At 62.0% G+C, this 20,663-nt stretch carries 22 protein-coding genes, 1 other RNA gene and 1 pseudogene; 6 read left to right on the top strand and 18 right to left on the bottom strand.

Features of this window, described 5'->3' with window-relative positions; all coding sequences use genetic code 11:
* Positions 1-75 precede the first annotated feature (75 nt).
* Positions 76-876, top strand: coding sequence for a phytanoyl-CoA dioxygenase family protein (locus BN32_RS01410; RefSeq protein ID WP_019195458.1), 801 nt, complete (start codon positions 76-78; stop codon positions 874-876).
* 75 nt (positions 877-951) lie between these two features.
* Here the strand turns inward: BN32_RS01410 and BN32_RS01405 are convergent.
* The 3 genes and pseudogenes from BN32_RS01405 to BN32_RS01395 form a co-directional block, all read right to left on the bottom strand.
* Positions 952-1,459: pseudogene (locus BN32_RS01405) on the bottom strand (DUF2852 domain-containing protein).
* A gap of 103 nt (positions 1,460-1,562) precedes the next feature.
* Positions 1,563-2,231, bottom strand: coding sequence for a TetR/AcrR family transcriptional regulator (locus tag BN32_RS01400; protein ID WP_040425827.1), 669 nt, complete (start codon positions 2,229-2,231; stop codon positions 1,563-1,565).
* Between the two features lie 53 nt (positions 2,232-2,284).
* On the bottom strand, positions 2,285-2,950 hold the full coding sequence (locus BN32_RS01395) for a TetR/AcrR family transcriptional regulator (RefSeq protein WP_019195455.1): 666 nt from the start codon (positions 2,948-2,950) through the stop codon (positions 2,285-2,287).
* An 88-nt stretch (positions 2,951-3,038) separates the two neighbouring features.
* Here BN32_RS01395 and BN32_RS01390 point away from each other — a divergent pair, with 88 nt between their 5' ends.
* Positions 3,039-3,683 (top strand): glutathione binding-like protein, encoded by a 645-nt coding sequence (locus BN32_RS01390; RefSeq protein WP_019195454.1) that lies wholly within the window; start codon positions 3,039-3,041, stop codon positions 3,681-3,683.
* 56 nt (positions 3,684-3,739) lie between these two features.
* Here the strand turns inward: BN32_RS01390 and BN32_RS01385 are convergent, their stop codons facing one another.
* From BN32_RS01385 to mgtE, 9 genes are all read right to left on the bottom strand, one after another.
* Entirely contained in the window at positions 3,740-4,297 is a 558-nt protein-coding gene (locus BN32_RS01385; RefSeq protein WP_019195453.1) for a TetR/AcrR family transcriptional regulator, read from the bottom strand.
* Positions 4,298-4,319: 22 nt separating this feature from the next.
* A complete protein-coding gene (locus tag BN32_RS01380; RefSeq protein WP_019195452.1) occupies positions 4,320-4,787 on the bottom strand; it encodes a nuclear transport factor 2 family protein in 468 nt (155 codons plus the stop codon).
* A gap of 172 nt (positions 4,788-4,959) precedes the next feature.
* Positions 4,960-5,412, bottom strand: coding sequence for a tol-pal system-associated acyl-CoA thioesterase (gene ybgC / locus BN32_RS01375; RefSeq protein ID WP_019195451.1), 453 nt, complete (start codon positions 5,410-5,412; stop codon positions 4,960-4,962).
* A 40-nt stretch (positions 5,413-5,452) separates the two neighbouring features.
* The gene (locus BN32_RS01370) at positions 5,453-6,370 is read right to left on the bottom strand and encodes a metallophosphoesterase (RefSeq protein WP_019195450.1); all 918 of its coding nucleotides are present in this window, start codon (positions 6,368-6,370) and stop codon (positions 5,453-5,455) included.
* A gap of 50 nt (positions 6,371-6,420) precedes the next feature.
* The gene (gene ruvB, locus BN32_RS01365; protein ID WP_019195449.1) at positions 6,421-7,473 is read right to left on the bottom strand and encodes a Holliday junction branch migration DNA helicase RuvB; all 1,053 of its coding nucleotides are present in this window, start codon (positions 7,471-7,473) and stop codon (positions 6,421-6,423) included.
* Positions 7,470-8,000 carry a hypothetical protein gene (locus BN32_RS01360; RefSeq protein ID WP_019195448.1) on the bottom strand — a complete coding sequence of 177 codons (531 nt, stop codon included), beginning with the start codon at positions 7,998-8,000 and terminating at the stop codon, positions 7,470-7,472. The genes ruvB and BN32_RS01360 overlap by 4 nt, the downstream gene beginning before the upstream one ends.
* A complete protein-coding gene (ruvA, locus tag BN32_RS01355) occupies positions 7,997-8,614 on the bottom strand; it encodes a Holliday junction branch migration protein RuvA (protein WP_019195447.1) in 618 nt (205 codons plus the stop codon). Before ruvA ends, BN32_RS01360 begins: the two co-directional genes overlap by 4 nt.
* Entirely contained in the window at positions 8,611-9,126 is a 516-nt protein-coding gene (gene ruvC, locus BN32_RS01350; protein ID WP_019195446.1) for a crossover junction endodeoxyribonuclease RuvC, read from the bottom strand. Before ruvC ends, ruvA begins: the two co-directional genes overlap by 4 nt.
* A 37-nt stretch (positions 9,127-9,163) precedes the next feature.
* Entirely contained in the window at positions 9,164-10,534 is a 1,371-nt protein-coding gene (gene mgtE / locus BN32_RS01345; protein WP_019195445.1) for a magnesium transporter, read from the bottom strand.
* 136 nt (positions 10,535-10,670) lie between these two features.
* Here mgtE and BN32_RS01340 point away from each other — a divergent pair, with 136 nt between their 5' ends.
* Positions 10,671-11,756 (top strand): IS5 family transposase, encoded by a 1,086-nt coding sequence (locus tag BN32_RS01340; protein ID WP_040425825.1) that lies wholly within the window; start codon positions 10,671-10,673, stop codon positions 11,754-11,756.
* Positions 11,757-12,057: 301 nt separating this feature from the next.
* Here the strand turns inward: BN32_RS01340 and BN32_RS01335 are convergent, their stop codons facing one another.
* The gene (locus tag BN32_RS01335) at positions 12,058-12,804 is read right to left on the bottom strand and encodes a YebC/PmpR family DNA-binding transcriptional regulator (protein WP_019195444.1); all 747 of its coding nucleotides are present in this window, start codon (positions 12,802-12,804) and stop codon (positions 12,058-12,060) included.
* A 232-nt stretch (positions 12,805-13,036) separates the two neighbouring features.
* Here BN32_RS01335 and BN32_RS01330 point away from each other — a divergent pair, with 232 nt between their 5' ends.
* On the top strand, positions 13,037-14,788 hold the full coding sequence (locus BN32_RS01330; protein WP_019195443.1) for a methyl-accepting chemotaxis protein: 1,752 nt from the start codon (positions 13,037-13,039) through the stop codon (positions 14,786-14,788).
* Positions 14,789-14,902: 114 nt separating this feature from the next.
* Here the strand turns inward: BN32_RS01330 and BN32_RS01325 are convergent, their stop codons facing one another.
* The 5 genes from BN32_RS01325 to BN32_RS01310 all read right to left on the bottom strand — a co-directional run bounded on the left by BN32_RS01325 (position 14,903) and on the right by BN32_RS01310 (position 17,286).
* Entirely contained in the window at positions 14,903-15,721 is an 819-nt protein-coding gene (locus tag BN32_RS01325) for a TIGR00282 family metallophosphoesterase (RefSeq protein WP_019195442.1), read from the bottom strand.
* Position 15,722: 1 nt separating this feature from the next.
* On the bottom strand, positions 15,723-16,307 hold the full coding sequence (locus tag BN32_RS01320; protein ID WP_019195441.1) for a 5-formyltetrahydrofolate cyclo-ligase: 585 nt from the start codon (positions 16,305-16,307) through the stop codon (positions 15,723-15,725).
* A gap of 57 nt (positions 16,308-16,364) precedes the next feature.
* Positions 16,365-16,524, bottom strand: a non-coding RNA gene (gene ssrS, locus BN32_RS25880) — 6S RNA.
* 52 nt (positions 16,525-16,576) lie between these two features.
* A complete protein-coding gene (locus tag BN32_RS01315) occupies positions 16,577-16,960 on the bottom strand; it encodes a cell division protein ZapA (protein WP_019195440.1) in 384 nt (127 codons plus the stop codon).
* Positions 16,957-17,286, bottom strand: a complete 330-nt coding sequence (locus tag BN32_RS01310) for a DUF4164 domain-containing protein (protein WP_040425823.1) — start codon at positions 17,284-17,286, stop codon at positions 16,957-16,959. The genes BN32_RS01315 and BN32_RS01310 overlap by 4 nt, the downstream gene beginning before the upstream one ends.
* 268 nt (positions 17,287-17,554) lie before the next feature.
* Between BN32_RS01310 and tkt the strand changes: the two genes are divergently transcribed.
* Entirely contained in the window at positions 17,555-19,546 is a 1,992-nt protein-coding gene (gene tkt / locus BN32_RS01305) for a transketolase (protein ID WP_019195438.1), read from the top strand.
* A 105-nt stretch (positions 19,547-19,651) separates the two neighbouring features.
* Entirely contained in the window at positions 19,652-20,659 is a 1,008-nt protein-coding gene (gene gap, locus BN32_RS01300) for a type I glyceraldehyde-3-phosphate dehydrogenase (RefSeq protein ID WP_019195437.1), read from the top strand.
* The last annotated feature ends 4 nt before the right edge of the window (positions 20,660-20,663 follow it).

Here is a 20,663-nt window from a genome sequence, read left to right as displayed (position 1 = left end):
AAAGCCCAATCCAACATGCCGGCCTCGCTTCCAACAGCGAACGTCTGCGGCTGGCCGATGTCATGAGAGTTTCCTATGCCCAACACAGCAGAACCTGCACGTGCGCTGACCGATGCGCAGATCGAACAATTCATCCGCGATGGATACGTCAAAATTGAACGGGCCTTTGCCCGCGAACTCGCCGATCAGGGACGAGACGTTCTTTGGCGCGACAGTGGTTGCGATCCGGATGATCCGAAAACCTGGACCAAGCCCGTCATTCGGCTGGGTCAATATGGACAACAGCCGTTCGCGATGGCTGCAAACACCCCGATCCTGCATCAAGCGTTCGACCAACTCGTCGGCAAGGACCGCTGGCAGCCTCGCATGAGCCTCGGCACATTCCCCGTGCGGTTTCCCTCACCCGATGATCCCGGCGATGCGGGATGGCATATCGACGTCAGTTTCGGCACAGACAATCCTGATTTCATGGAGTGGCGTGCGAACATCACCTCCAAGAACCGGGCGCTGCTGATGTTGTTCCTGTTCTCGGATGTCGGCGAGGAGGACGCACCGACCCGCATTCGTGCCGGGTCCCACCTCGACATCGCGAGGATGCTCGCTCCAGCAGGTGAGAACGGTTTGACGCTAAGGGAGCTTGCTGCCAACGGCTTCGCCGAAACGGCGGAATTGCCTGAGGTGCTGGCAACGGGCGATGCCGGGACGGTCTATCTCTGCCATCCGTTTCTGGTTCATGCGGCACAGCCGCATCGCGGCACCCGTCCGCGATTTCTGGCTCAGCCGCCGCTCAGCCCTGCTGCGCCGCTCTCACTGAACCGGCAAAATGGCGATTACTCGCCTGTCGAGCGCGCCATCAGGAATGCATTGTCAAACTGACAGGCAAAACAAAACCGCCCACCTGATCGACAGGTGGGCGGCTTCGTTAGCCAGTCAGGGAGACGGAGGCTTGTCTTATCCCTGCGGCTGATCGTTCGGCGGAGTCGGGCGCTGCTTGTGCTGCGCCATGAAGGCGTCGAACTCTTCCTTGTCCTTGGCGTGGCGCAGACGATCGAGGAAGTCCTTGAATTCGGTCTGCTCTTCCTCGAGACGGCGCAGCGTCTCCAGTGCGGTAGTCATCGAAGGCGCGGTTGCCGCTCGACGGCGCGTAGTATCCGCGGCCTTCCATACGGCTGCGCATCCGCTCCATCTTGTACTGCATGCGCTCCATCTTGTCGGCCCAGCGGCCGTGACGATCTTGAGACCAGCAACCCATGTTTCTGCTCCAGAGTGTGTAAGCGAGAGCGGCCAGACCCAGCGGCCACCAGATGATGAAGCCGGCTACGATGAGAATGATCCGGCCGGGATGAAACCGCGGACGCCAGTCGTCGCGCGATTCGAAGTTGTCGTGATGCGGTCCCGCCCAGTCGGGGCGGCCCCATCGGTCGAGACGTGCAGTGTTGGCGTTTGCGGTGTTCGCCATCGGCGTCCTCCCAGTTTTCACGCTTCCGTGAATGTAAATAACATTTACATAGATAAAACATCCAAGGATTTTGTCAAGCGGGGCCTCCCCGGGGTTCCGAAAATTATTTGGGGGGTGCTGCGTGCCTATGCTGATCGGTCGGGAACCCGAGTCCCTTGAGGTAGATCAGCACGCCTGCTTCCAGCAGGTCGTCGGGTGACATCGGCAGCTTGCGGCGTGCAGCATCGCCGCGCCCGAACAGCGATGCGATGCCGTGCGACATCGACCAGATGTGAAGCGCCATCATCATCGCGGGCGGACGCGGCACGCCTGGAGGCGCCATTGCCACCAGCCGTTCGGATGCCGCGCGAATGACCGCGAAGGCGCGTTCGCCGGCAAGCAGCAAAGCCGGATTGCTTTCGATTGGCACACCGGATTCGAACATTGCCGAGTAATAGGCGGGATTCTCGCGCGCGAAGGCGAGATAGGCTTTTCCAATTCGCTGAAAAGCCGTCGGCGTATCGGGGCGGCCATCGTCCCACGCTGCCGTGAGCTGCGCCTCGAACTGTTCGAAGCCTTGCTGCGCGACGCTGGCAAGCAACTCGTCACGATCGCGGAAATGGCGATACGGCGCTGCCGGGCTGACACCGGCCGAGCGCGCAGCTTCGGCGAAGGTGAAACCAGCCGGCCCCTTGTTCGCGATCAGATCGAGCGCGGCCTGCACCAGCGCTTCTTTCAGATTGCCGTGGTGGTAACCGCCCTCGCGGCGGCCGCGACCCTTGTGCCAGCTCATTTTGCGCATCTACTCATGTAAGACCCTTTTACATGAGTTGAGCAGCGCCGTCACTAAGCCTTTGTCGTCCCTGACGAAGGTCCGCAGATCAGATCGATGGTGCCCTTAGCGATGACCTCGAGTTCTGCACGCGGCAGGCGGGCGCGGGAGCGGATCGCCAGCGCTTCGACGGTCGATGCCGCGATCTGCGACAGAACCTGCACATTCGCGGTGGGTGGCAGTTCACCAGTCTCCACCGCGGCCTGAAAGCGCCTGGCCAGCGTTCGCTGTGTCGAGCCCAACGCCCGCTGCACAAGGGGACGAATCTCCGGATCGGCCATGGCTTCGGACGTCGCTGTCATGACGGTGAAGCAGCCGCGCGGTCCGTTTTCGCCCGCGAGATAGACATCGAGCGCTGTCGCATAGATCGCTTCCAGCATCTGCCGCAGCGTCAGCGCCGGGTCGAAAGCGTGCGCGAATACCTTGGCCATTTCGGCGCGATAGCGCTCATACGCCTTTAGAAATAGCTCGCGCTTGTCGCCGAAAGTCCCGTAGAGGCTCGGCCGGTTGATGCCCATCGCTTCGCTGAGATCGTCAAGGGAGGTCGCGGCGAAGCCGCCATCCCGAAACGTGTCCATAGCCTTGCCGAGCGCGACATCCGGCTCGAAAGCACGTGGACGGCCACGCTTTTTCGGAGCGCCGGCGGCTTCATTAGGCGGGTTTTGCTTTTTTTGTACCATATCGCAAATAATTCTCTTGACCGCATTTAATTTATGCGGAACGGTATAAAAATCAAGGATGGACCGGTTTCAACCAAGGAGACGCACCATGGACCTCTACTTCTCCCCGCTCGCCTGTTCGATGGCAACCCGCATCGCGCTTTACGAAGCCGGCGCTGACGCCCGCTATCTTGAGGTCGATCCGAAATCCAAGAAGGTGTTACAGGACAATTCGGACTTCTTCTCGGTCAATCCGCTAGGCCTCGTGCCAACCATCAGTACCGATGACGGCCTCGTCCTCACCGAGAACGCAGCGATCCTGCAATACGTCGCCGACCATTTTCCGCAAGCTGGCATCGGCACGGATGCCGGGATCGAGCGCAGCCGGTTGCAGCAGTGGCTGTGCTTCATCGGCACCGAACTGCATAAAGGCCTGTTCGTGACCCTGCTCGACCGAAAAGCACCGGCTGACGTCCACGCCTATGTTCTCAAGAAGGGACTGTCGCGGCTCGACTATCTCAACAGTTATCTCGAAGGCCGGGAATTCCTGCTCGATCATTTCAGCGTGGCCGACGCCTATCTCGGCACCGTGCTGAACTGGACCATGGCGACGCCGCCGATCGATCTCAAAAAATGGCCCGCGATCAACGACTATCTCAATCGTTTCAAGGCGCGGCCGAGCGTGGCGAGAGCGATCGGCGAAGAGTTCGAACTCTACAAGGCCGAGATCGCGCGCCACAAGGCGGCCGCATAACCGATCACCCTGATCGGCAAACTCACGCGGCGCTGCGCATCCCCTCGCGCACGCCGCTACTTTTTCAAGCGCGCCTCGGACTCCTTTAACGCACGCGAAAAGACTTTCGAATCATCGAAGGCGCGGGCGAGCACAAGAGCGCCCTGAATTTCGAGCACCGCCTGCTCCGACTTGCGGCGTGCATCTGCTTTATCGTTGCCGAGACGTCGCAGCGCAGCCGCGAGCGCATCGACCCATCCGGCGAAATAGACCTTCACCCCTTCGCCGAACAGATCGCGCGACGCGCCGAGCGCGACCACACCAACAAGGCAGACCCGTTGTCCCGAACGAAAGTACTCATTTGTCGCGGTGTACATATCCGCGATTCCTTTGGCGGGATCGGCCGCGGTACGCAGCGGCGCGTAAATCTTCTCGTTGAACCAGCGATCAATGGAGGCCAGAACCTCGATGGCCATCTGTTCTTTGCCGCTGGGGAAGAAGTTGTAGAGGCTACCCTTGCCGAGACCTGTGGCCTCCGAGATCAGCGCGAGTGTCGTCCCCTCATAACCATGCTCGCGAAACACCTCGGCCAGAGAGGCCAGGATGTCGTCGCGCGCAGTTTCGGTTTTCGCCATTTTCAATCCTTCGGAAGCGGACTCACTTCGGAACCGGAGCCAGCCCCGGCGTGTCCGCGGGACGCGGACCCGGCGCCGGCCAGTGAAACCGGCGCTCGTTGTCCTTGATCGCGACATCGTTGATGCTGGCTTCACGGCGTTTCATCAAACCATGTTCGTCGAATTCCCAGTTTTCGTTGCCATAGGATCGGAACCATTGCCCGGCATGGTCATGCCACTCGTACTGAAAACGCACCGAAATGAAATTGCGATCAAAAGCCCATAGATCCTTGATCAGCCGGTACTCGTGTTCTTTCGACCACTTGCGGGCGAGAAATTCGACGATCGCGGCGCGGCCCTGAAAGAACTCCGCGCGGTTTCGCCAGGTGCTGTCCTCGGTGTACGCTAGCGAGACCTTCACCGGATCGCGCGAATTCCAGGCGTTTTCCGCCATGCGCGCCTTCTGCGCAGCTGTTTCCCGGGTGAACGGCGGCAACGGGGGACGGGACATGACGGCGGCTCCAGTTTGTACCGATGGGTACAATCCTGTACCAATCGGTACAGTCCGTCAAGTCCGACATGCTGATCAGCCGATACAAGCCGTCATTGCGATGAGCACTTGCGACGAAGCAATCCAGTTCTTGTTTGCAATTCTGGATTGTTCCGCTTCGCTCGCAATGACGCTAGGCCGCGTCCTGATCAGCCTTCATGGCGATGCGCAGCGCTTTGGGGATCGGCCGCGCGCGGCCGCCGGAGACGAACGCGACCTTGACCCGCGCCTCGACAAGCACGTCTTCGCCGCGGCGGACCTCCTGCGCCAGCGTGATCGATGCACCCCGAATGTCGGCGGGCACTGTGACGACATCGAGCACATCGTCCATGCGGGCCGGCTTGAGATATTCGATCTGCATCGAGCGAACCACGAAGGCGAACCCCGGCGCCTCGTTCTGCGCTTCCGCGAACAACGCATGCTGATCCGCGCCGAGCAACCGCAGATAGTTGGTGCGGCCGCGCTCCATGAAGCGCAGATAGTTGGCGTGATAAACGATGCCGGTGAAATCGGTGTCTTCGTAATAGACACGCACCTGCATGACGTGCTTGCCGTCGCGGATCGATCCGTCGAGATGAATTGTCATGGTCACCGTTTTGCGCAAATTGCCCGGCCCGCGCAAGCCGCTATGCCGCGCCGGAAGCAGACCCGCCCAGCGTCACCATGACGATTTCGGGAGGAACTCCGAAGCGGAAGGGCATGATGCTGCAGCCCAGACCGCCGGAGACGATCACGTCGCATTTCTCGCGGCTGTGACCATAGGCGAATTTGCTGGCGTAACGGGTAGGCACCACCGGCGACCAGCCGAACAGTCTGACCTGACCGCCGTGGGTATGACCGCTCAATTGCAGAGCGACGCGAGCGGGCACCCGCACCGCTACGTCCGGTTCATGAGCCAGAAGGATCACCGGCGCATCGTCTTTGACCTTCGCCAGAGTCGCCGAGAGATCGTCGACGCCGATGCGGCTAACGGGCCGGAAGCGCCGTGCGGGCAGATACGCCAGTTGATCCCCAAGACCCGCCAGCCAGAACGGGCGGCCGTCCTTGGTCAGGCGCTGCGCATCATTCTCGTAAACCGGGATACCGGCGGCCTCGAGCGCGCGCCGCGCAACCGTGTGACCTTCGCCCGCGCGCTGGATCGCCTTGTCCTCCCACCAGTCGTGATTGCCGAGGATCGCATGCACGCCGAGCGGCGCTTTCAGACCGCTCAACACAGGTGCCCATTCATCCGCGGGAATGTAGCGCGTCACCTGCCGATGCCCGGCGACGTAGTCGCCCAGCAGCACAATGACATCAGCTTTGAGACGGTTGGTGCGATCGACGATGCCCTGAATGCGATCGAGCGACATCCACGGATCGCAGGCATGAAGGTCTGTAATGACTGCGATCTTGAGATTGAAATCTGTCGGCCATTGCGGCGGCGCAATGGTATAGTGCGTGACCCGTAGGCGGGCCGGCTCGACGCCGAATCCATAGGCCGTGGTCGAAGCGCCAAAAGCGCCAAGCCCGGCGATGAAACGGAGAAAATGTCGGCGAGAAATCATGAATGGTTAATCGTGATGCACCCCATCCATGGCTGTAAATTGAAGCGGAATTACGGTTCCCCGTCGCTCTCGCCTCCCCCGAACAGCCCGAACTGCGACGGATCGCGCGACGGCTCGGCCAGACCGAGATGCCGGAAGGCATGGGAGGTCAGGAGCCGCCCGCGCGGCGTACGCTGCAGATAGCCGCATTGGATCAGGAACGGCTCGATGATGTCCTCGATGGCGTCGCGCGGCTCGGAGAGTGCTGCCGCCATGGTCTCGACCCCGACCGGTCCCCCGCCGTAGTTCATCGCGATGGTTGTCAGATAGCGGCGGTCCATCGCATCGAGACCGGCCTTGTCCACCTCGAGCGCGCCGAGCGCGTTGTCCGCAATCTTGCGGTCGATGGCGCTCGCATCCGCAGCCGACGCGAAATCGCGCACCCGCCGCAGCAGCCGTCCCGCGATGCGCGGTGTGCCTCGCGCACGGCGGGCTATCTCGTTGGCGCCGTCCGGCGTCATGCCAATATTGAGCACGCGCGCACCACGGGTGACGATCTTTTCCAGTTCTTCTTCGGTGTAGAAATTCAGCCGGATCGGAATGCCGAAGCGATCGCGCAGAGGATTGGTGAGCAATCCCGCGCGCGTGGTTGCGCCGACCAGCGTGAATTTCGCCAGGTCGATCTTCACCGAGCGCGCCGCCGGCCCTTCACCGATGATGAGGTCGAGCTGAAAGTCCTCCATCGCCGGATAAAGCACTTCCTCCACGGCCGGACTGAGTCGATGGATTTCGTCGATGAACAGAACGTCACGCTCTTCAAGATTGGTCAGCAGCGCTGCGAGATCCCCGGCCTTGGCGATCACCGGACCTGAGGTCGCGCGGAAGCCGACGCCGAGTTCGCGCGCAACGATCTGCGCCAGCGTGGTCTTCCCGAGGCCTGGTGGGCCGACGAACAGCACGTGGTCGAGCGCTTCGCTGCGCTTGCGCGCAGCGTCGATGAATATCTGAAGGTTGGCGCGCGCCTGCTGCTGGCCGACGAACTCGGACAGGTTCTGCGGACGCAGCGAGGTGTCGCCGATGTCGTCGGCGCGGCGCTCGGGGGTGACGATGCGGGGCGAAGTCATGGCGTATGTTTAACCCGATGCAGCGGACCGGCAAGCCACCAGCAGAAGCTGGCCGCAAGAAATGCGAGGACGGCCAGCATGGTGAACAGCGAAAGCGCCTGCGCAGGCGACTGCACGCTCGGCAGGATCAGCGCGGAAGATTCGCTCGGGTGGATGAACATGCCGAACACGATGAAGCCTGCGGCGGCAATCCCCGCTGCGAGCCACGCCATCCAGATCGTATTGATGTCTGCGTAGACCGCGGTCCATGCGAAAATGATTCCCGCCGCGACTGACGGCAGAAACGACGCGAGAATAGCGACCGCCGCCAGCAGCCATGCCGCAAATGACGCGACGCTGCGCAATGCATCGAGATCGGCGATAGCTAGCAATAGCTGCAACAATGGCGCGCCTAACGCGATAATCAGCAGAGAAACGATCGCCGCGATCGTTAGCGGTCCTACGACCGTGAAGATCGCAACGATGCCGAGAAAGCGCAATGCGCGCTTGAGGCCTTCCCGCCCGACTGCGCCCTGCGCGCCGGTCACTTCGACAATTCCTTCAGCCCGAGCCGAATAAGCTGAGCGGTCTCGGCCTTCTCGCCGGCGCTGCGCGAGGCTGCTGCAATGGCGGCGGCCGCCTGTGGCTGGCCATAGCCGAGATTGACCAGCGCGGAGATCGCGTCGGTGACAGGACGCGGCGCGCGGTTGTCGTCGAGCGCACCCGACAGATGCACCACCGCAGGATCGACGTTTGCGAAGGCCGGTGTCTTGTCTTTCAGCTCAGTGACGATGCGCTCCGCGACTTTCGGTCCGACGCCGGGCGTGCGCGCCACCGCAGCCTTGTCGCGTAGCGCAATTGCATTGGCGAGATCGGACGGCGGCAATGTTGAGAGGACTGCGAGCGCCACTTTGGCCCCGACACCCTGAACCGTTTGCAGCAGCCGGAACCATTCGCGCTCCATGTCGCTGCGAAAGCCGAACAGCTTGATCTGATCCTCGCGGACATAGGTTTCGATGGACAGCACAGCGGCTTCGCCGGGCTGCGGCAGCGCCTGTAAGGTCCGCGCCGAGCAATGCACCTGATAGCCGACGCCCTGCACGTCGAGGATCACGTAATCCTCGCCGTAGGAATCGATCAGACCTTTGAGTTTTCCGATCATACGCCGGCGACTCTCAATTTCAGCATCGCGCTCTGGCGGTGGTGAGCATGGGTGATTGCAATCGCCAGCGCATCGGCGGCATCCGGTGTTTTCGGATCGGCCTTCGGCAGCAGCACGCCGAGCATGACGCGGATCTGGTTCTTGTCGGCATGCCCCGCTCCGACCACGGTCTTCTTCACCTGGTTGGGCGCATATTCCGCGACCGAAATGCCGAACATCGCTGGCGCCAGCATGGCAACGCCCCGTGCCTGGCCGAGCTTCAGGGTCGACGCCCCGTCCCTGTTGACGAACGTCTGCTCCACGGCGGCTTCCAGCGGCCTGAAGTCGCCAAGCACCCGGGCAAGCCCTTCATGGATCGCCAGCAGGCGCTCCGCCAGCGGCGCGGCTTCGCGGGATTCGACCGAACCGCAGCCGACATAGATCAGCCGGTTGCCGTCGATGTCGATCACGCCCCAGCCGGTCCGGCGGAGACCGGGGTCGATCCCGAGAATGCGAATCGCGCTCGATGTCATGCCGGCATCCTACTCGAATCCGGTTCAGGCGTCCGGGTCACAACAAGGTGCCGCGCAGGATCAGCAACGCCGCGCTGAAATAGATCATCAGCCCGGTGACATCGACGAGAGTCGCCACAAAAGGTGCTGACGCGCTGGCCGGATCGAAGCCTACCCTTTGCAGGGCAAACGGAAGCATTGATCCCGCCACGGAACCGAAGGTCACGACGCCGACCAGCGCTGCGGCCACCGTCAATCCCACCAGCACCCAGTGCTCGCCGTAGTCATAGATACCAAGCTTCTGCCACATCACGACCCGCGCCATGCCGATGACGCCGAGCAATCCCCCGAGAATCAGGCCGGTTGGCAGTTCGCGCAGCATCACCCGCCACCAGTCTGCAAGTTTCACATCGCGCAGCGCGAGGGACCGAATCAGCAGCGAGGTCGCCTGAGAACCCGAATTGCCGCCCGAACTCATGATCAGGGGAATGAAGAGGGTCAGCACCAGGGCTTTTTCCAGCTCACCCTCGAAATGCTGCATGACGCTCGCCGTCAGCATCTCGCTGACAAAGAGGATGGACAGCCAGCCGCCGCGTTTGCGGATCATGCCCGGGAGCCCGATCTGCATGTACGGCTCTTCGGTCGCGGACATGCCGCCGAATTTCTGAACGTCCTCGGTGCTCTCCTCGATGATGGCGTCAATGATGTCATCCACCGTGACAATGCCGAGCAGATGCCCGGCCTTGTCGATCACCGGGACTGCCAACAGATCGTGCCGTGTGATCAGACGCGCCACCTCCTCACGATCGGTCAGCGCAAGCGTTGTGACCGGCGCGTGGGTTGGAGCGAGGGTCAGAATGCTCGCCGATGGCTCACCCGAGATCAGCCTGCGCAGGGTCACTGCGCCGACGAGACGCCGGGTGACGGGATCGAGCAGATAGATCGCATAAACAGTCTCGCGGGTCCGCTCGACCTTGCGAATATGCTGAAGCGTCTGTTCGACGTTCCAGTTGCTGGGCACGCTGACAAACTCCGTCGTCATCATCGCGCCGGCGGTGTTCTCCGGATAGGCTAGCAGGCCGACGATCGCCCCGCGGGACGCGTCATCGAGCCCGGCCAGCAGCTCCGTTTTCGCGGACTCCTCGAGCCGCTGCACGATGTCCGCCGCCATGTCGGCGGACATCCCTGCGAGTAGAGGCGCTGCAACATGACGGGGAAGCGCCTTGATGATCTCCGCGCCGAAATCCAGTTCGGGCTTGTCGAGAATTTCAATCGCGGTCTCTCGCGGCAACAGCCGCATAACGTCAGCAGCGTCGGACGGCTCGAGTTTGTTGAGAATTTCGACGGTGTCGGCGGCGTGCTCGCCGATCAAGCTCGCGGCCAGAACAGCCGCGTTGAAAGCGCCTTCATGCGCATGGGTATCAGTCATAGCTCACCTTCGGGTTCTGCCGGCAACGGCAGGGTCGGTGAGCCGGAGCGCTCTAGCAGTCTGCTGAAGAACCCCCTCGCCACGGAGGAGGCTTGATGATTCACTTTTATCATCTCGAATCGGCGGAGAGATGATCATGCGGGGCAGGTTTACGGATCAGGGCGGCCTATTTTCGTACATCGCGCCGGATAAGCGTGTGCCGGCGAACCATCCGCTGCGGAAGGTGCGGGAACTTGTCCGGGATGTTTTGAGTGATTTGAACCGCAGCCTTGGGAGGCTCTACGCCAGCGAGGGACGTCCTTCGATCCCTCCGGAGCAATTGCTGAGCGCCTTGCTGCTGCAGGTGTTCTACGGCATCCGCTCGGAACGCCAGTTGATGGAGCAACTGGACTACAATCTTTTGTACCGCTGGTTCGTGGGACTGTCGCCGGACGATCCGGTCTGGGACCCGACCACCTTCACCAAGAACCGGGAGCGGCTGCAGAACGGCGATGTGTTCACGAAGTTCATGACCAGGCTTCTGAACCATCCGCAGGTCAAGCCGCTGCTGTCGGACGAGCATTTTTCGGTGGACGGAACGCTGATCGAAGCCTGGGCTTCGCAGAAAAGCTTTCGCCCCAAGGACGGTAGCGGCGACGATGATGATGGCGCCAACTTCCACGGCCAGAAGCGCAAGAACGACACCCATGCGAGCACCAGCGACCCGGACAGCAGGCTTTATCGCAAGGCAGCCGGACGGGAGGCCAAGCTTTGCTATATGGGCCACGCCACCATGGAGAACCGGCATGGGCTGGCGGTGGCCGGCAGGGTCACGCATGCCAATGGCACCGCCGAACGCCGGGCTTCGGAGACCATGCTGAAGGCGAGACGCAAAGCCGCAGGCCGCCGCATCACGGCCGGTGAGGACAAGGCGTACGATACGGCCGATCATGTCGCCAATCTTCGCGCCATCGGCGTGACGCCGCATGTGACACAGAACCAGGCCGTCACCAAAACCGGCAAGAACCGCAACAGCGCCATCGACGAACGAACCACGCGGCATCCAGGATATGGCATGTCGCAATCACGCCGGGCGATGGTCGAGTGCATCTTCGGATGGGGCAAGCAGCATGGGACCATGCGCAAGACCAAACATCGTGGCATCGCTCGCGTCGCCGCCGACTTCCTGCTCAATCTGATCGCCTATAACCTGATCCGCATTCCCAAACTGCTTGCCGCTTAGCCACCCCGCGTCAGGGTACACCCCAACACCAGACTAGAAAATTACATCCAACTCCACCCGCGCCGCCCCAACAACGACCGAACGACCGGCGAGAATACGAAAACTCTCTATTTCGAGGTTTTTCAGCAGACTGCTAGACCACTGGGACCGTTGTCGGCGAAATACGTGGACTGTCGCTTGGCATAGTTGATTGGTTTCCAGTGATAGGCGCCGAACGCGAGCGATCGCACCCCCGCGGCTGACATGATCCTTCAGCGGGACGGCGTCAAGAAAAAATCTTCAGGGATGGGCCCTGTCGGCCTTACGCGCTCATTTTGGCCGCGAGGGCGTCCGATACTTCGAAATTCGCATAGACGTGCTGGACGTCATCATGCTCGTTCAGGAGGTCGAGCAGCTTGAACAGTTTCTCGCCGGTCTCGTCATCGACCGTGATGGTGTTCTGCGGCTTCCACACCAGTGCGGCCTTGCGCGCTTCGCCGAACTTCGCCTCCAGCGCCTTGGCCACGTCGCGGAACGTCTCCGGCGACGCGAAGACTTCATGGCCGTCTGCGCTCGACGCTACATCGTCGGCGCCGGCCTCGATCGCGGCTTCCAGCATGGCGTCATCGGACCCAACCTTGGCGTCGTATTCGATCACGCCGACACGATCGAACATGAAGGACACCGAGCCGGTTTCACCGAGGTTGCCGCCGGACTTGGTGAAGTAGGAACGGATGTCGGACGCGGCGCGATTACGGTTATCGGTCAGCGCCTCGACGATCACCGCCACGCCGCCAGGACCGTAGCCCTCGTAGCGGATCTCATCGTAGTTCTCGCCCTCATTGCCGAGCGCCTTCTTGATGGCGCGCTCGATATTGTCCTTGGGCACATTTTCCGCACGCGCCGCCGTGATCGCCAGCCGCAGGCGGGGATTCATCGCCGGGTCCGGGGTTCCCAGCTTCGCCGCGACAGTGATTTCACGCGCGAGCTTGCCGAACATCTTGGACCGCATGGCGTCCTGTTTGCCCTTGCGGTGCATGATGTTCTTGAATTGGGAATGACCGGCCATCGGTAATCTCTCGGGTGTTCGGCGATGCGTTACGTGATTCCGGGGCATTGTTAACGCAACGGCCCGGCGGGGCGGCGTTATATTCCGGGAACGGCCAAATTTAAAGGCGGAACGCCCGATTTTCGGTACGGCGATACGCCCAGGCCGCCTTGGCCGCGGCAAAAGTTAACCATGATTTCATGCCGGAGTGCGATAATGCCTACCTATTGCACATGTTTTTAGAGCCCCCTCCATGGCGTTCGGTCTTTTTCGGAAGCGGCTGCCAGAACAGGTCAAGCCGGATATTTCACTCGACGCGCCGGTGACGGCGTCTGAGCCCGTTGCGGCCTCCGATCACGATTCGGCCCGCGAGATTCTTGAATTGCTGGAACTTGAGCTGGTGGCGATGATCCGCCAGCTCGAGCGCGCAGCGAATTCGGTCGCCAGCGGCGCTCAATCCACCGCAACCACCCTGTCCGCGATCCGGCACCGCGCCGACGCCCTGACCGACCGCACCAGCGGCGCACAGGCCACGGCAGAAACCTTTTCGCAGGCGGCGGAAAAATTCACCCAGTCTGCACACGGCATTGGCACGCAGGTCCGCGACGCCAGCAAACTCGCCGATGAAGCCAGCGCCGCGGCGCGCGAAGCCAGCCTCAATGTCGACCGGCTGCGCGAATCGTCCGCAGCAATCGGCAATGTCGTTAACCTGATCGCGACCATCGCCAAGCAGACCACGCTGCTCGCGCTGAATTCCACCATCGAGGCCGCTCGCGCCGGTTCCGCGGGCCGCGGATTCGCGGTCGTCGCCTCCGAGGTCAAGGCGCTCGCCGTCCAGACCCAGAACGCGACCGAGGAAATCAAGACCAAGATCGACGCCTTGCAACTGGATGCCGCAACGTCGTTCGACGCGGTGCACCGTATCTCCGCCGCTATCGACGCGATCAAGCCGGTGTTCGCGCACGTCAACGGTGCGATGGCCGAGCAGAACGAAACCACCGGCGAGATCACGCAGAACGCGGCATCTGCATCGCAGTTCATCGCCTCGGTCGGCACCAGCAGCGCCGAGATCGACAACGCAGCCAGGGAGGCCGAAGCCCACGGCGAGAGCGTCGCGCAGGCCGGCAAGGCCGTGACGATGTTTGCCGAAAAGCTGAAAACGCGCTGCGCGGTCCTGTTGCGCCAGAACGAAAACGAAGAGCGCAAGGCGGAACGCATGCCTTGCCGTCTTCAGATCGAGATCGAGAGCGGCCCCGCTCCGATCAAGGCGGAGGTGTTCGAGATTTCTGTCGATGGCCTCCTGATCGGCGGAGCGGGCGCGGCCTCAATCCCCTCGCATCAGGTGCTGAAGGCAACGCTGGAAGATATCGGTGTGTGCAGCATCCGTGTGACCGGACAGACCGCCGGCGGCGCGCAGGCGGAATTCGTGTCGCCCCGTGCAGCGCTCAAAGACAGGATCGAAGACAAGGTCTGGAGCATTCACGACGAGAACACCGAGTTCGTGACGCGGGCGATGGAAGCCGGCGATGCCATCACGAAGCTTTTCGAGAATGCCGTCGCAAAGGGCGATATCACACTCGAGGATCTGTTCGACGAAAACTACGTCAAGATCGAAGGTACCGATCCGGTGCAGTACCGCACACGCTTCCTCGACTGGGCCGATCGCGCACTGCCTGAGATCCAGGAAGCAATGCTCGCACGAGATGCGCGGGCAGCCTTCTGCGCCGTCATCGACCGCAACGGCTATCTGCCGGTTCACAACAAGATCTACTCGCAACGGCAACGCCCAGGCGACACCGCCTGGAACACTGCAAACGCGCGCAACCGGCGCATTTTCAACGATCCCGCTGGACTCGCCGCGGGCCGCAACATCCGTTCGTATCTGATCCAGAGCTATGCCCGTGACATGGGGAACGGCACCACCATCATGATGCGCGAGATCGATGTGCCGATCCGAGTCAAAGGCCGCCACTGGGGCGGCTTCAGAACGGCGTATAAGATTTGAGCTGAGCTCTAAGGAACAAAATCCCGCAACGTCATTGCGAGGAGCGTCAGCGACGAAGCAATCCAGCCCTTTCCGGCACTCTGGGTTGCTTCGCGTCGCTCGCAATGACGAACGCTACCAAAAATCCGGCACGGCACGTTCGAGCAATGGGCCGATCCGCACAGCCGCCACACGCGTTGCAAGGCCGGTCGTGTCATCCGTCTCGACCGCGACGCCGCTCAAGGTCGCGGCACCTTCCGCAGGCTCGAAGCGTCCCGCCGGATAACCGCGCTGAAAGCGCCCAAGCGGCTCATCGCGCTGCATCCCGATGATGGATTCATAATCTCCCGTCATGCCCGCGTCGGTCATATACGCCGTACCTGAGGGAAGGATGCGGTGATCCGACGTCGGGACATGGGTGTGCGTGCCGACCACGAGACTGGCGCGGCCGTCGCAGAAATAGCCGATCGCCTGTTTTTCGCTCGACGCCTCGCCGTGAAAGTCGACAACGACCGCATCGGCGACCTCGCCTAGCGGACACACATTCAGTTCGCGGTCGATGATCGCGAAAGGATCGTCGAACGGCTGCATGAAGACGCGGCCGATCCCGTTGATGATCAATGCGCGCTTGCCGTTCCTGGTGTCGATCAGCGCTGCGCCGCGGCCGGGTGTGCCCGGCGGAAAATTCGCCGGACGGATCAGACGCGGCGCACGCTCGATGAACACCAGCGCCTCACGCTGATCCCACGAATGATTGCCAAGTGTGACGGCGTCCGCGCCGGCCTCCAGCAATTCATGATAAATTGCTTCGGTGATGCCGAAGCCACCCGCGGCATTCTCGCCGTTCACGACGACCAGATCGAGTTTCCAGTCGCGGATCAGGCCCGGAAGAGTCTCGTTCACGGCCACCCGGCCGCTTCGTCCCACCACGTCGCCGACAAACAGGATACGCAATTCATAAACTCCGCAGATCGATCAGTTCGCGTTCCGTTAGCACACAATCGAGCTGCTCGTCGTGTGGAAGCCGCGGCACCGTCTCGATTTCCTGCACTGCAAACGCGACGCCGATGACGGTTATTTTCTTGATGGTACGCAGGTCCTGCAGGGTGCGGTCGTAATAGCCACGCCCATAGCCAATCCGATGACCGGCGCGATCGAAGGCTGCGAGCGGCACCAGCACGATGTCCGGATCAACCTCATCCGCGTCGGATGATGGCTGAAAAATTCCAAATGGCCCGCGCACGAGGCCTTCGTCAGGCTGCCATGCACGAAAGATCAGCGCCTGATTGCGCGCGATGATGACCGGCAGCGCCAGCATGGCGCCTCTGGCCGCAAGCGCATGCATCAATGGATACGGATCGAGTTCACTGTTGATCGGAGAATAGCCTGCAACGGTCGCCGGCAACTCCACCGGCAGCGAGGCCCGTGCAATTGCAGCCGCGGCATCCGCGCGCGCTTCGACGCTCAACGCGTCTCGCTGCGCGAGAGCGCCGCGCCGAAAATCGTCTTTCAGATTTGCGAGGAACCGATTTCCATCCACCGCCGGGAGTCCTTGTCACCTCTCCTACGCGAAAGGGGGCGGAGGCGAAAAAGAAAGTGCGAAGCCACGATGGCCGTTGAAGCACTCGATCCCGGAGCACCTACGAAAGTAGGTGGGCACCATGTGATCGGGTCCACGGACCCGGCCAGGGACAGTTCCCTAAAGGATCGATAAGGCCCCGGGGATATATGGCTTCTGACGCGCGACGCAGCCTCGCCTGACCAATGTAGTCACGATCACGGCGGAGCGCCAGCGGCTGCCATCAATCGTCAGCCAATGGCGATACCGTTGCGGGCCGGGCGATTCAGCGCCTGTGTCATCTTTTCTATCCGGTCCGACGCCGAATTCAGCGCATTGGCTACGGCCGATTGCGTGGCCCGGGCACGGTCCGCCGCGACCACGCGGACGTCGCGCAAGGCGTTCAATTCTTCCTCGAGGGCGCGGATACGCTGCCCGGCGTCCACCAGTTCATCGGCAACCGTCAGCGCGGCCATCACGGTCAGACGCCCGTCGCCGATCTCGCCAAACTTGCCGCGCAGACTGGCGATACGGGCCTCCAGGCTTTCCGCCAGCCGCAGCAGCCGGCTTTCCTGCCCGGCCTCGCAGGCCATGCGATATTGCCGGCCGTTGATGGTGACGTTGATGTGGCTCATGGGGATTCTCCCGAATCAATCACCGAGCGGATGGTGTCGATGGCGACGTCGAGGCGTTCCGCGATCTCTCGATTGGTCCGCTCCAGCGCGCGGGAGCGCACCAGCGTTCCATCGAGTTCGTTGGCCAAACGGGAACGATCGGCGCCAAGCGCCTGAATCCGCGCGCCCAGGTCGTCGTCGATTCGATCGGCCTCCCTCCGCCGTTCCACAGCACTTTCAAGCGCATCGAGCGCCGCTGCCAGCCGCCGCGTCGCGAGTTCGATGTCGCTCGCACCGGCAGGTGCAGGCTCTGGATTGGCAAAACCGTTGGCACTGCGGTCGGTCATCACGGAGCGGCAGCCTTTTTGACTCTGGCCCGGCTTGAAAAGCCGCGAACCGGCAAGCATTTAGGCGGGTAAATTTACGACCCGGACGAGCCGCACGCAACGCTGACCGCGAGCTATGCACACAAAGCGAAAACTCACGGCGGAAAGGCCGTAATGCCCTTGGACTCAAGGGTTTCACGATGCTATCCACCCTGCGAAAGCTTCCCTGGCCGTGGCATTTTTGAGACATGCGGCCACTTCCCACACCGAATTGTCAGGCGGACCTCCCATGACTGTGCGTGTCGATCCCTCCCGTATGGCAAATGCGATTCGCGCGCTTGCCATGGATGCCGTCGAAAAGGCGAAATCTGGCCATCCCGGCCTGCCCATGGGCGCGGCCGACGTCGCCACCGTGCTATTCACGCAGTTCCTTAAATTCGACGCTAGCGACCCCACCTGGCCGGACCGCGACCGCTTCGTGCTCTCCGCCGGCCACGGCTCGATGCTGCTGTATGCGCTGCTGTATCTGACCGGCAATTCGTCGATGACCATCGAGCAGATCAAGAATTTCCGTCAGCTCGGTTCGCTGACGCCGGGCCATCCGGAAAATTTCGTGACGCCGGGCATCGAAACCACCACGGGTCCGCTCGGCCAAGGCATCGCCACCGCCGTCGGCATGTCGCTGGCTGAGCGCCGTATGGCGGCCGAGTTTGGCGGCGACCTCGTCGATCATCATACCTACGTGCTCGCCTCCGACGGCGACCTGATGGAGGGCGTCAGCCAGGAAGCCATCGCGTTCGCCGGACATCTCAAGCTCAACAAGCTGATTGTGCTGTTCGACGACAACGGCATTTCCATTGACGGCGCGATCTCGCTGTCGGACTCGGTCGATCAGGTGAAGCGCTTCGAGTCGGCCGGCTGGGCCGCCGAACGCGTCGACGGCCACGATCCGAAAGCGATTGCCGACGCACTGACGCGCGCACAAAGGTCCGACCGTCCGACCCTGATCGCGTGCAAGACCACGATCGGCTTCGGCGCGCCTAACAAGGCGGGCTCGGAAAAATCCCACGGCTCGCCGCTCGGTGCGGACGAGATTGCGGGTGCGCGCAAGAACCTGAAATGGGATTCGGCACCTTTTGAGGTTCCGCAGGACATTCTCGACGCCTGGCGCGCGGCAGGATCGCGCGGCAAGGATGCACACGCCGCATGGACCAGGACCCTCGGCACCAAGGACGCAGGCGCGCGTTCCGAATTCGAGCGCCGCATGAAGGGCGATCTTCCTGCTAGGGCACTTTCCGACGCTGTGGCGGCGATGAAAGCCTCCCTCGCCGCGAGCCCGAAGGAAATCGCCACCCGCACCGCGTCGGAACATGCGCTGGAAGTTCTCTGCGCAGCCGTGCCCGAAATGATCGGCGGTTCGGCCGATCTCACCGGCTCCAACAACACCCGCGTCAAGGGCATGGTCGCGATCTCCGCCAACAATTACGGCGGCCGTTACATCAACTACGGCATCCGCGAGCACGGCATGGCGGCGGCGATGAACGGCATGACGCTGCATGGCGGCCTGATTCCATATTCCGGCACCTTCCTCGTGTTCTCAGACTATCTGCGCCCGGCGCTGCGGCTCGCGGCATTGATGGGCGAGCGCGCGATCCACGTTCTCACCCACGATTCGATCGGGCTCGGCGAAGACGGCCCGACCCATCAGCCGGTCGAGCATCTGGCAGCGTTGCGCGCGATTCCGAACTGCAACGTGTTCCGGCCCTGCGACACGGTCGAAACGCTGGAATGCTGGCAGCTCGCGCTCGAAGCCAAGGATCGGCCCAGCGTGCTGGCACTGACCCGCCAGAACCTGCCTCAGCTCCGCCTTGCAAACGACGCCGACAACAAGTGCGCCGCCGGCGCCTATGAAATCTCCAAAGCTGACGGCGAGGCGAAAGTCTCGATCTTCGCGTCCGGCTCGGAAGTCTCACTAGCGGTCGAAGCACAGAAGCTGCTTACCGCGCGCGGCATTCCGACGCGGGTCGTTTCTGTACCCTGCATGGATCTGCTGCTGGAACTGCCCGCAGCCCAGAAAGCCGCGATCATTGGCAATGCGCCGGTGAAAATCGCCGTTGAGGCTGCCATTCGTCAGGGCTGGGATGCCGTGATCGGCTCCGACGGCATTTTCGTCGGCATGGACGGCTTCGGCGCCAGCGCCCCCTACAAGGAACTGTACCGGCATTTCGGGATCACTGCGGAAGCAGTCGCCGAGGCCGCGCAAACCAGGCTGAAAGGCTGATAATCCTGCCCGAACATTCGGGATTCAGGTGATTGCATCATGGCGCTATTCGGGGCAAAAACCGCCTCGAAAATCGTCATTTCCGACCTATCGAGGAGAAGTTGAATGGCAGTTCGTGTCGCGATCAATGGATTTGGCCGTATCGGCCGCAACATTCTGCGGGCCATTTATGAATCCAAGCGCACGGACATCGAGGTCGTCGCCATCAACGACCTCGGCCCGGTCGAAACCAACGCTCACCTGCTGCGCTATGATTCCGTGCATGGACGTTTTCCGGGCACCGTGACGGTCGAAGGCGACTCCATCAATCTCGGCAACGGCAAGATCAAGGTCACTGCGGTGCGCGATCCGGCCACCCTGCCGTGGAAGGATCTCGGCATCGACATCGCGATGGAATGCACCGGCATCTTCAGCGCCAAGGCCAAGGCGTCGGCGCATCTGACCGCAGGCGCCAAGCGCGTGCTGGTCTCCGCCCCGTCGGACGGCGCGGACGCGACCATCGTCTACGGCGTCAACCACGACAAGCTGAGCAAGGATCACCTGGTCGTCTCGAACGGCTCGTGCACCACGAACTGCCTTGCGCCGGTCGCCAAGGTGCTGAACGACACCGTCGGCATCGAGACCGGCTTCATGACCACGATCCATGCCTATACCGGCGACCAGCCGACGCTGGACACCATGCACAGCGACCTCTATCGCGCGCGCGCGGCTGGCCTGTCGATGATTCCGACCTCCACGGGCGCTGCCAAGGCTATCGGTCTGGTGATGCCTGAGCTTGCCGGCAAACTCGACGGCGTTTCGATCCGCGTGCCGACGCCGAACGTGTCGGTGATCGATCTCAAGATCGTTGCGAAGCGCGCGACGTCCAAGGAAGAGATCAACGACGCGGTCAAGCGCGCGGCAGCCCAGGAACTGAAGGGTATTCTGGGCACCACCAGCGATCCGAACGTCTCGATCGACTTCAACCACGACCCACATTCCTCAACCTTCGCCTTCGACCAGACCAAGGTGCAGAACGGAACGCTGGTGCGCGTACTGTCATGGTACGACAACGAGTGGGGCTTCTCGAACCGCATGGCCGACACGGCCGCGGCCATGAGCAAGCTGATCTGATCTC

This window comes from Afipia birgiae 34632 (assembly GCF_000308295.2).
Lineage (GTDB): Bacteria > Pseudomonadota > Alphaproteobacteria > Rhizobiales > Xanthobacteraceae > Afipia > Afipia birgiae.
Note: the sequence above shows the minus strand (reverse complement) of the source record. Positions and strands in the feature narration are given on the sequence as shown.

Coding starts and splice junctions, on each gene's coding strand:
- BN32_RS01410 (WP_019195458.1), top strand. CDS start 76: ATGCCCAACACAGCAGAACCTGCACGTGCGCTGACCGATGCGCAGATC.
- BN32_RS01400 (WP_040425827.1), bottom strand. CDS start 2,231: ATGAGCTGGCACAAGGGTCGCGGCCGCCGCGAGGGCGGTTACCACCAC.
- BN32_RS01395 (WP_019195455.1), bottom strand. CDS start 2,950: ATGGTACAAAAAAAGCAAAACCCGCCTAATGAAGCCGCCGGCGCTCCG.
- BN32_RS01390 (WP_019195454.1), top strand. CDS start 3,039: ATGGACCTCTACTTCTCCCCGCTCGCCTGTTCGATGGCAACCCGCATC.
- BN32_RS01385 (WP_019195453.1), bottom strand. CDS start 4,297: ATGGCGAAAACCGAAACTGCGCGCGACGACATCCTGGCCTCTCTGGCC.
- BN32_RS01380 (WP_019195452.1), bottom strand. CDS start 4,787: ATGTCCCGTCCCCCGTTGCCGCCGTTCACCCGGGAAACAGCTGCGCAG.
- ybgC (WP_019195451.1), bottom strand. CDS start 5,412: ATGACAATTCATCTCGACGGATCGATCCGCGACGGCAAGCACGTCATG.
- BN32_RS01370 (WP_019195450.1), bottom strand. CDS start 6,370: ATGATTTCTCGCCGACATTTTCTCCGTTTCATCGCCGGGCTTGGCGCT.
- ruvB (WP_019195449.1), bottom strand. CDS start 7,473: ATGACTTCGCCCCGCATCGTCACCCCCGAGCGCCGCGCCGACGACATC.
- ruvA (WP_019195447.1), bottom strand. CDS start 8,614: ATGATCGGAAAACTCAAAGGTCTGATCGATTCCTACGGCGAGGATTAC.
- ruvC (WP_019195446.1), bottom strand. CDS start 9,126: ATGACATCGAGCGCGATTCGCATTCTCGGGATCGACCCCGGTCTCCGC.
- mgtE (WP_019195445.1), bottom strand. CDS start 10,534: ATGACTGATACCCATGCGCATGAAGGCGCTTTCAACGCGGCTGTTCTG.
- BN32_RS01340 (WP_040425825.1), top strand. CDS start 10,671: ATGCGGGGCAGGTTTACGGATCAGGGCGGCCTATTTTCGTACATCGCG.
- BN32_RS01335 (WP_019195444.1), bottom strand. CDS start 12,804: ATGGCCGGTCATTCCCAATTCAAGAACATCATGCACCGCAAGGGCAAA.
- BN32_RS01330 (WP_019195443.1), top strand. CDS start 13,037: ATGGCGTTCGGTCTTTTTCGGAAGCGGCTGCCAGAACAGGTCAAGCCG.
- BN32_RS01315 (WP_019195440.1), bottom strand. CDS start 16,960: ATGAGCCACATCAACGTCACCATCAACGGCCGGCAATATCGCATGGCC.
- BN32_RS01310 (WP_040425823.1), bottom strand. CDS start 17,286: ATGACCGACCGCAGTGCCAACGGTTTTGCCAATCCAGAGCCTGCACCT.
- tkt (WP_019195438.1), top strand. CDS start 17,555: ATGACTGTGCGTGTCGATCCCTCCCGTATGGCAAATGCGATTCGCGCG.
- gap (WP_019195437.1), top strand. CDS start 19,652: ATGGCAGTTCGTGTCGCGATCAATGGATTTGGCCGTATCGGCCGCAAC.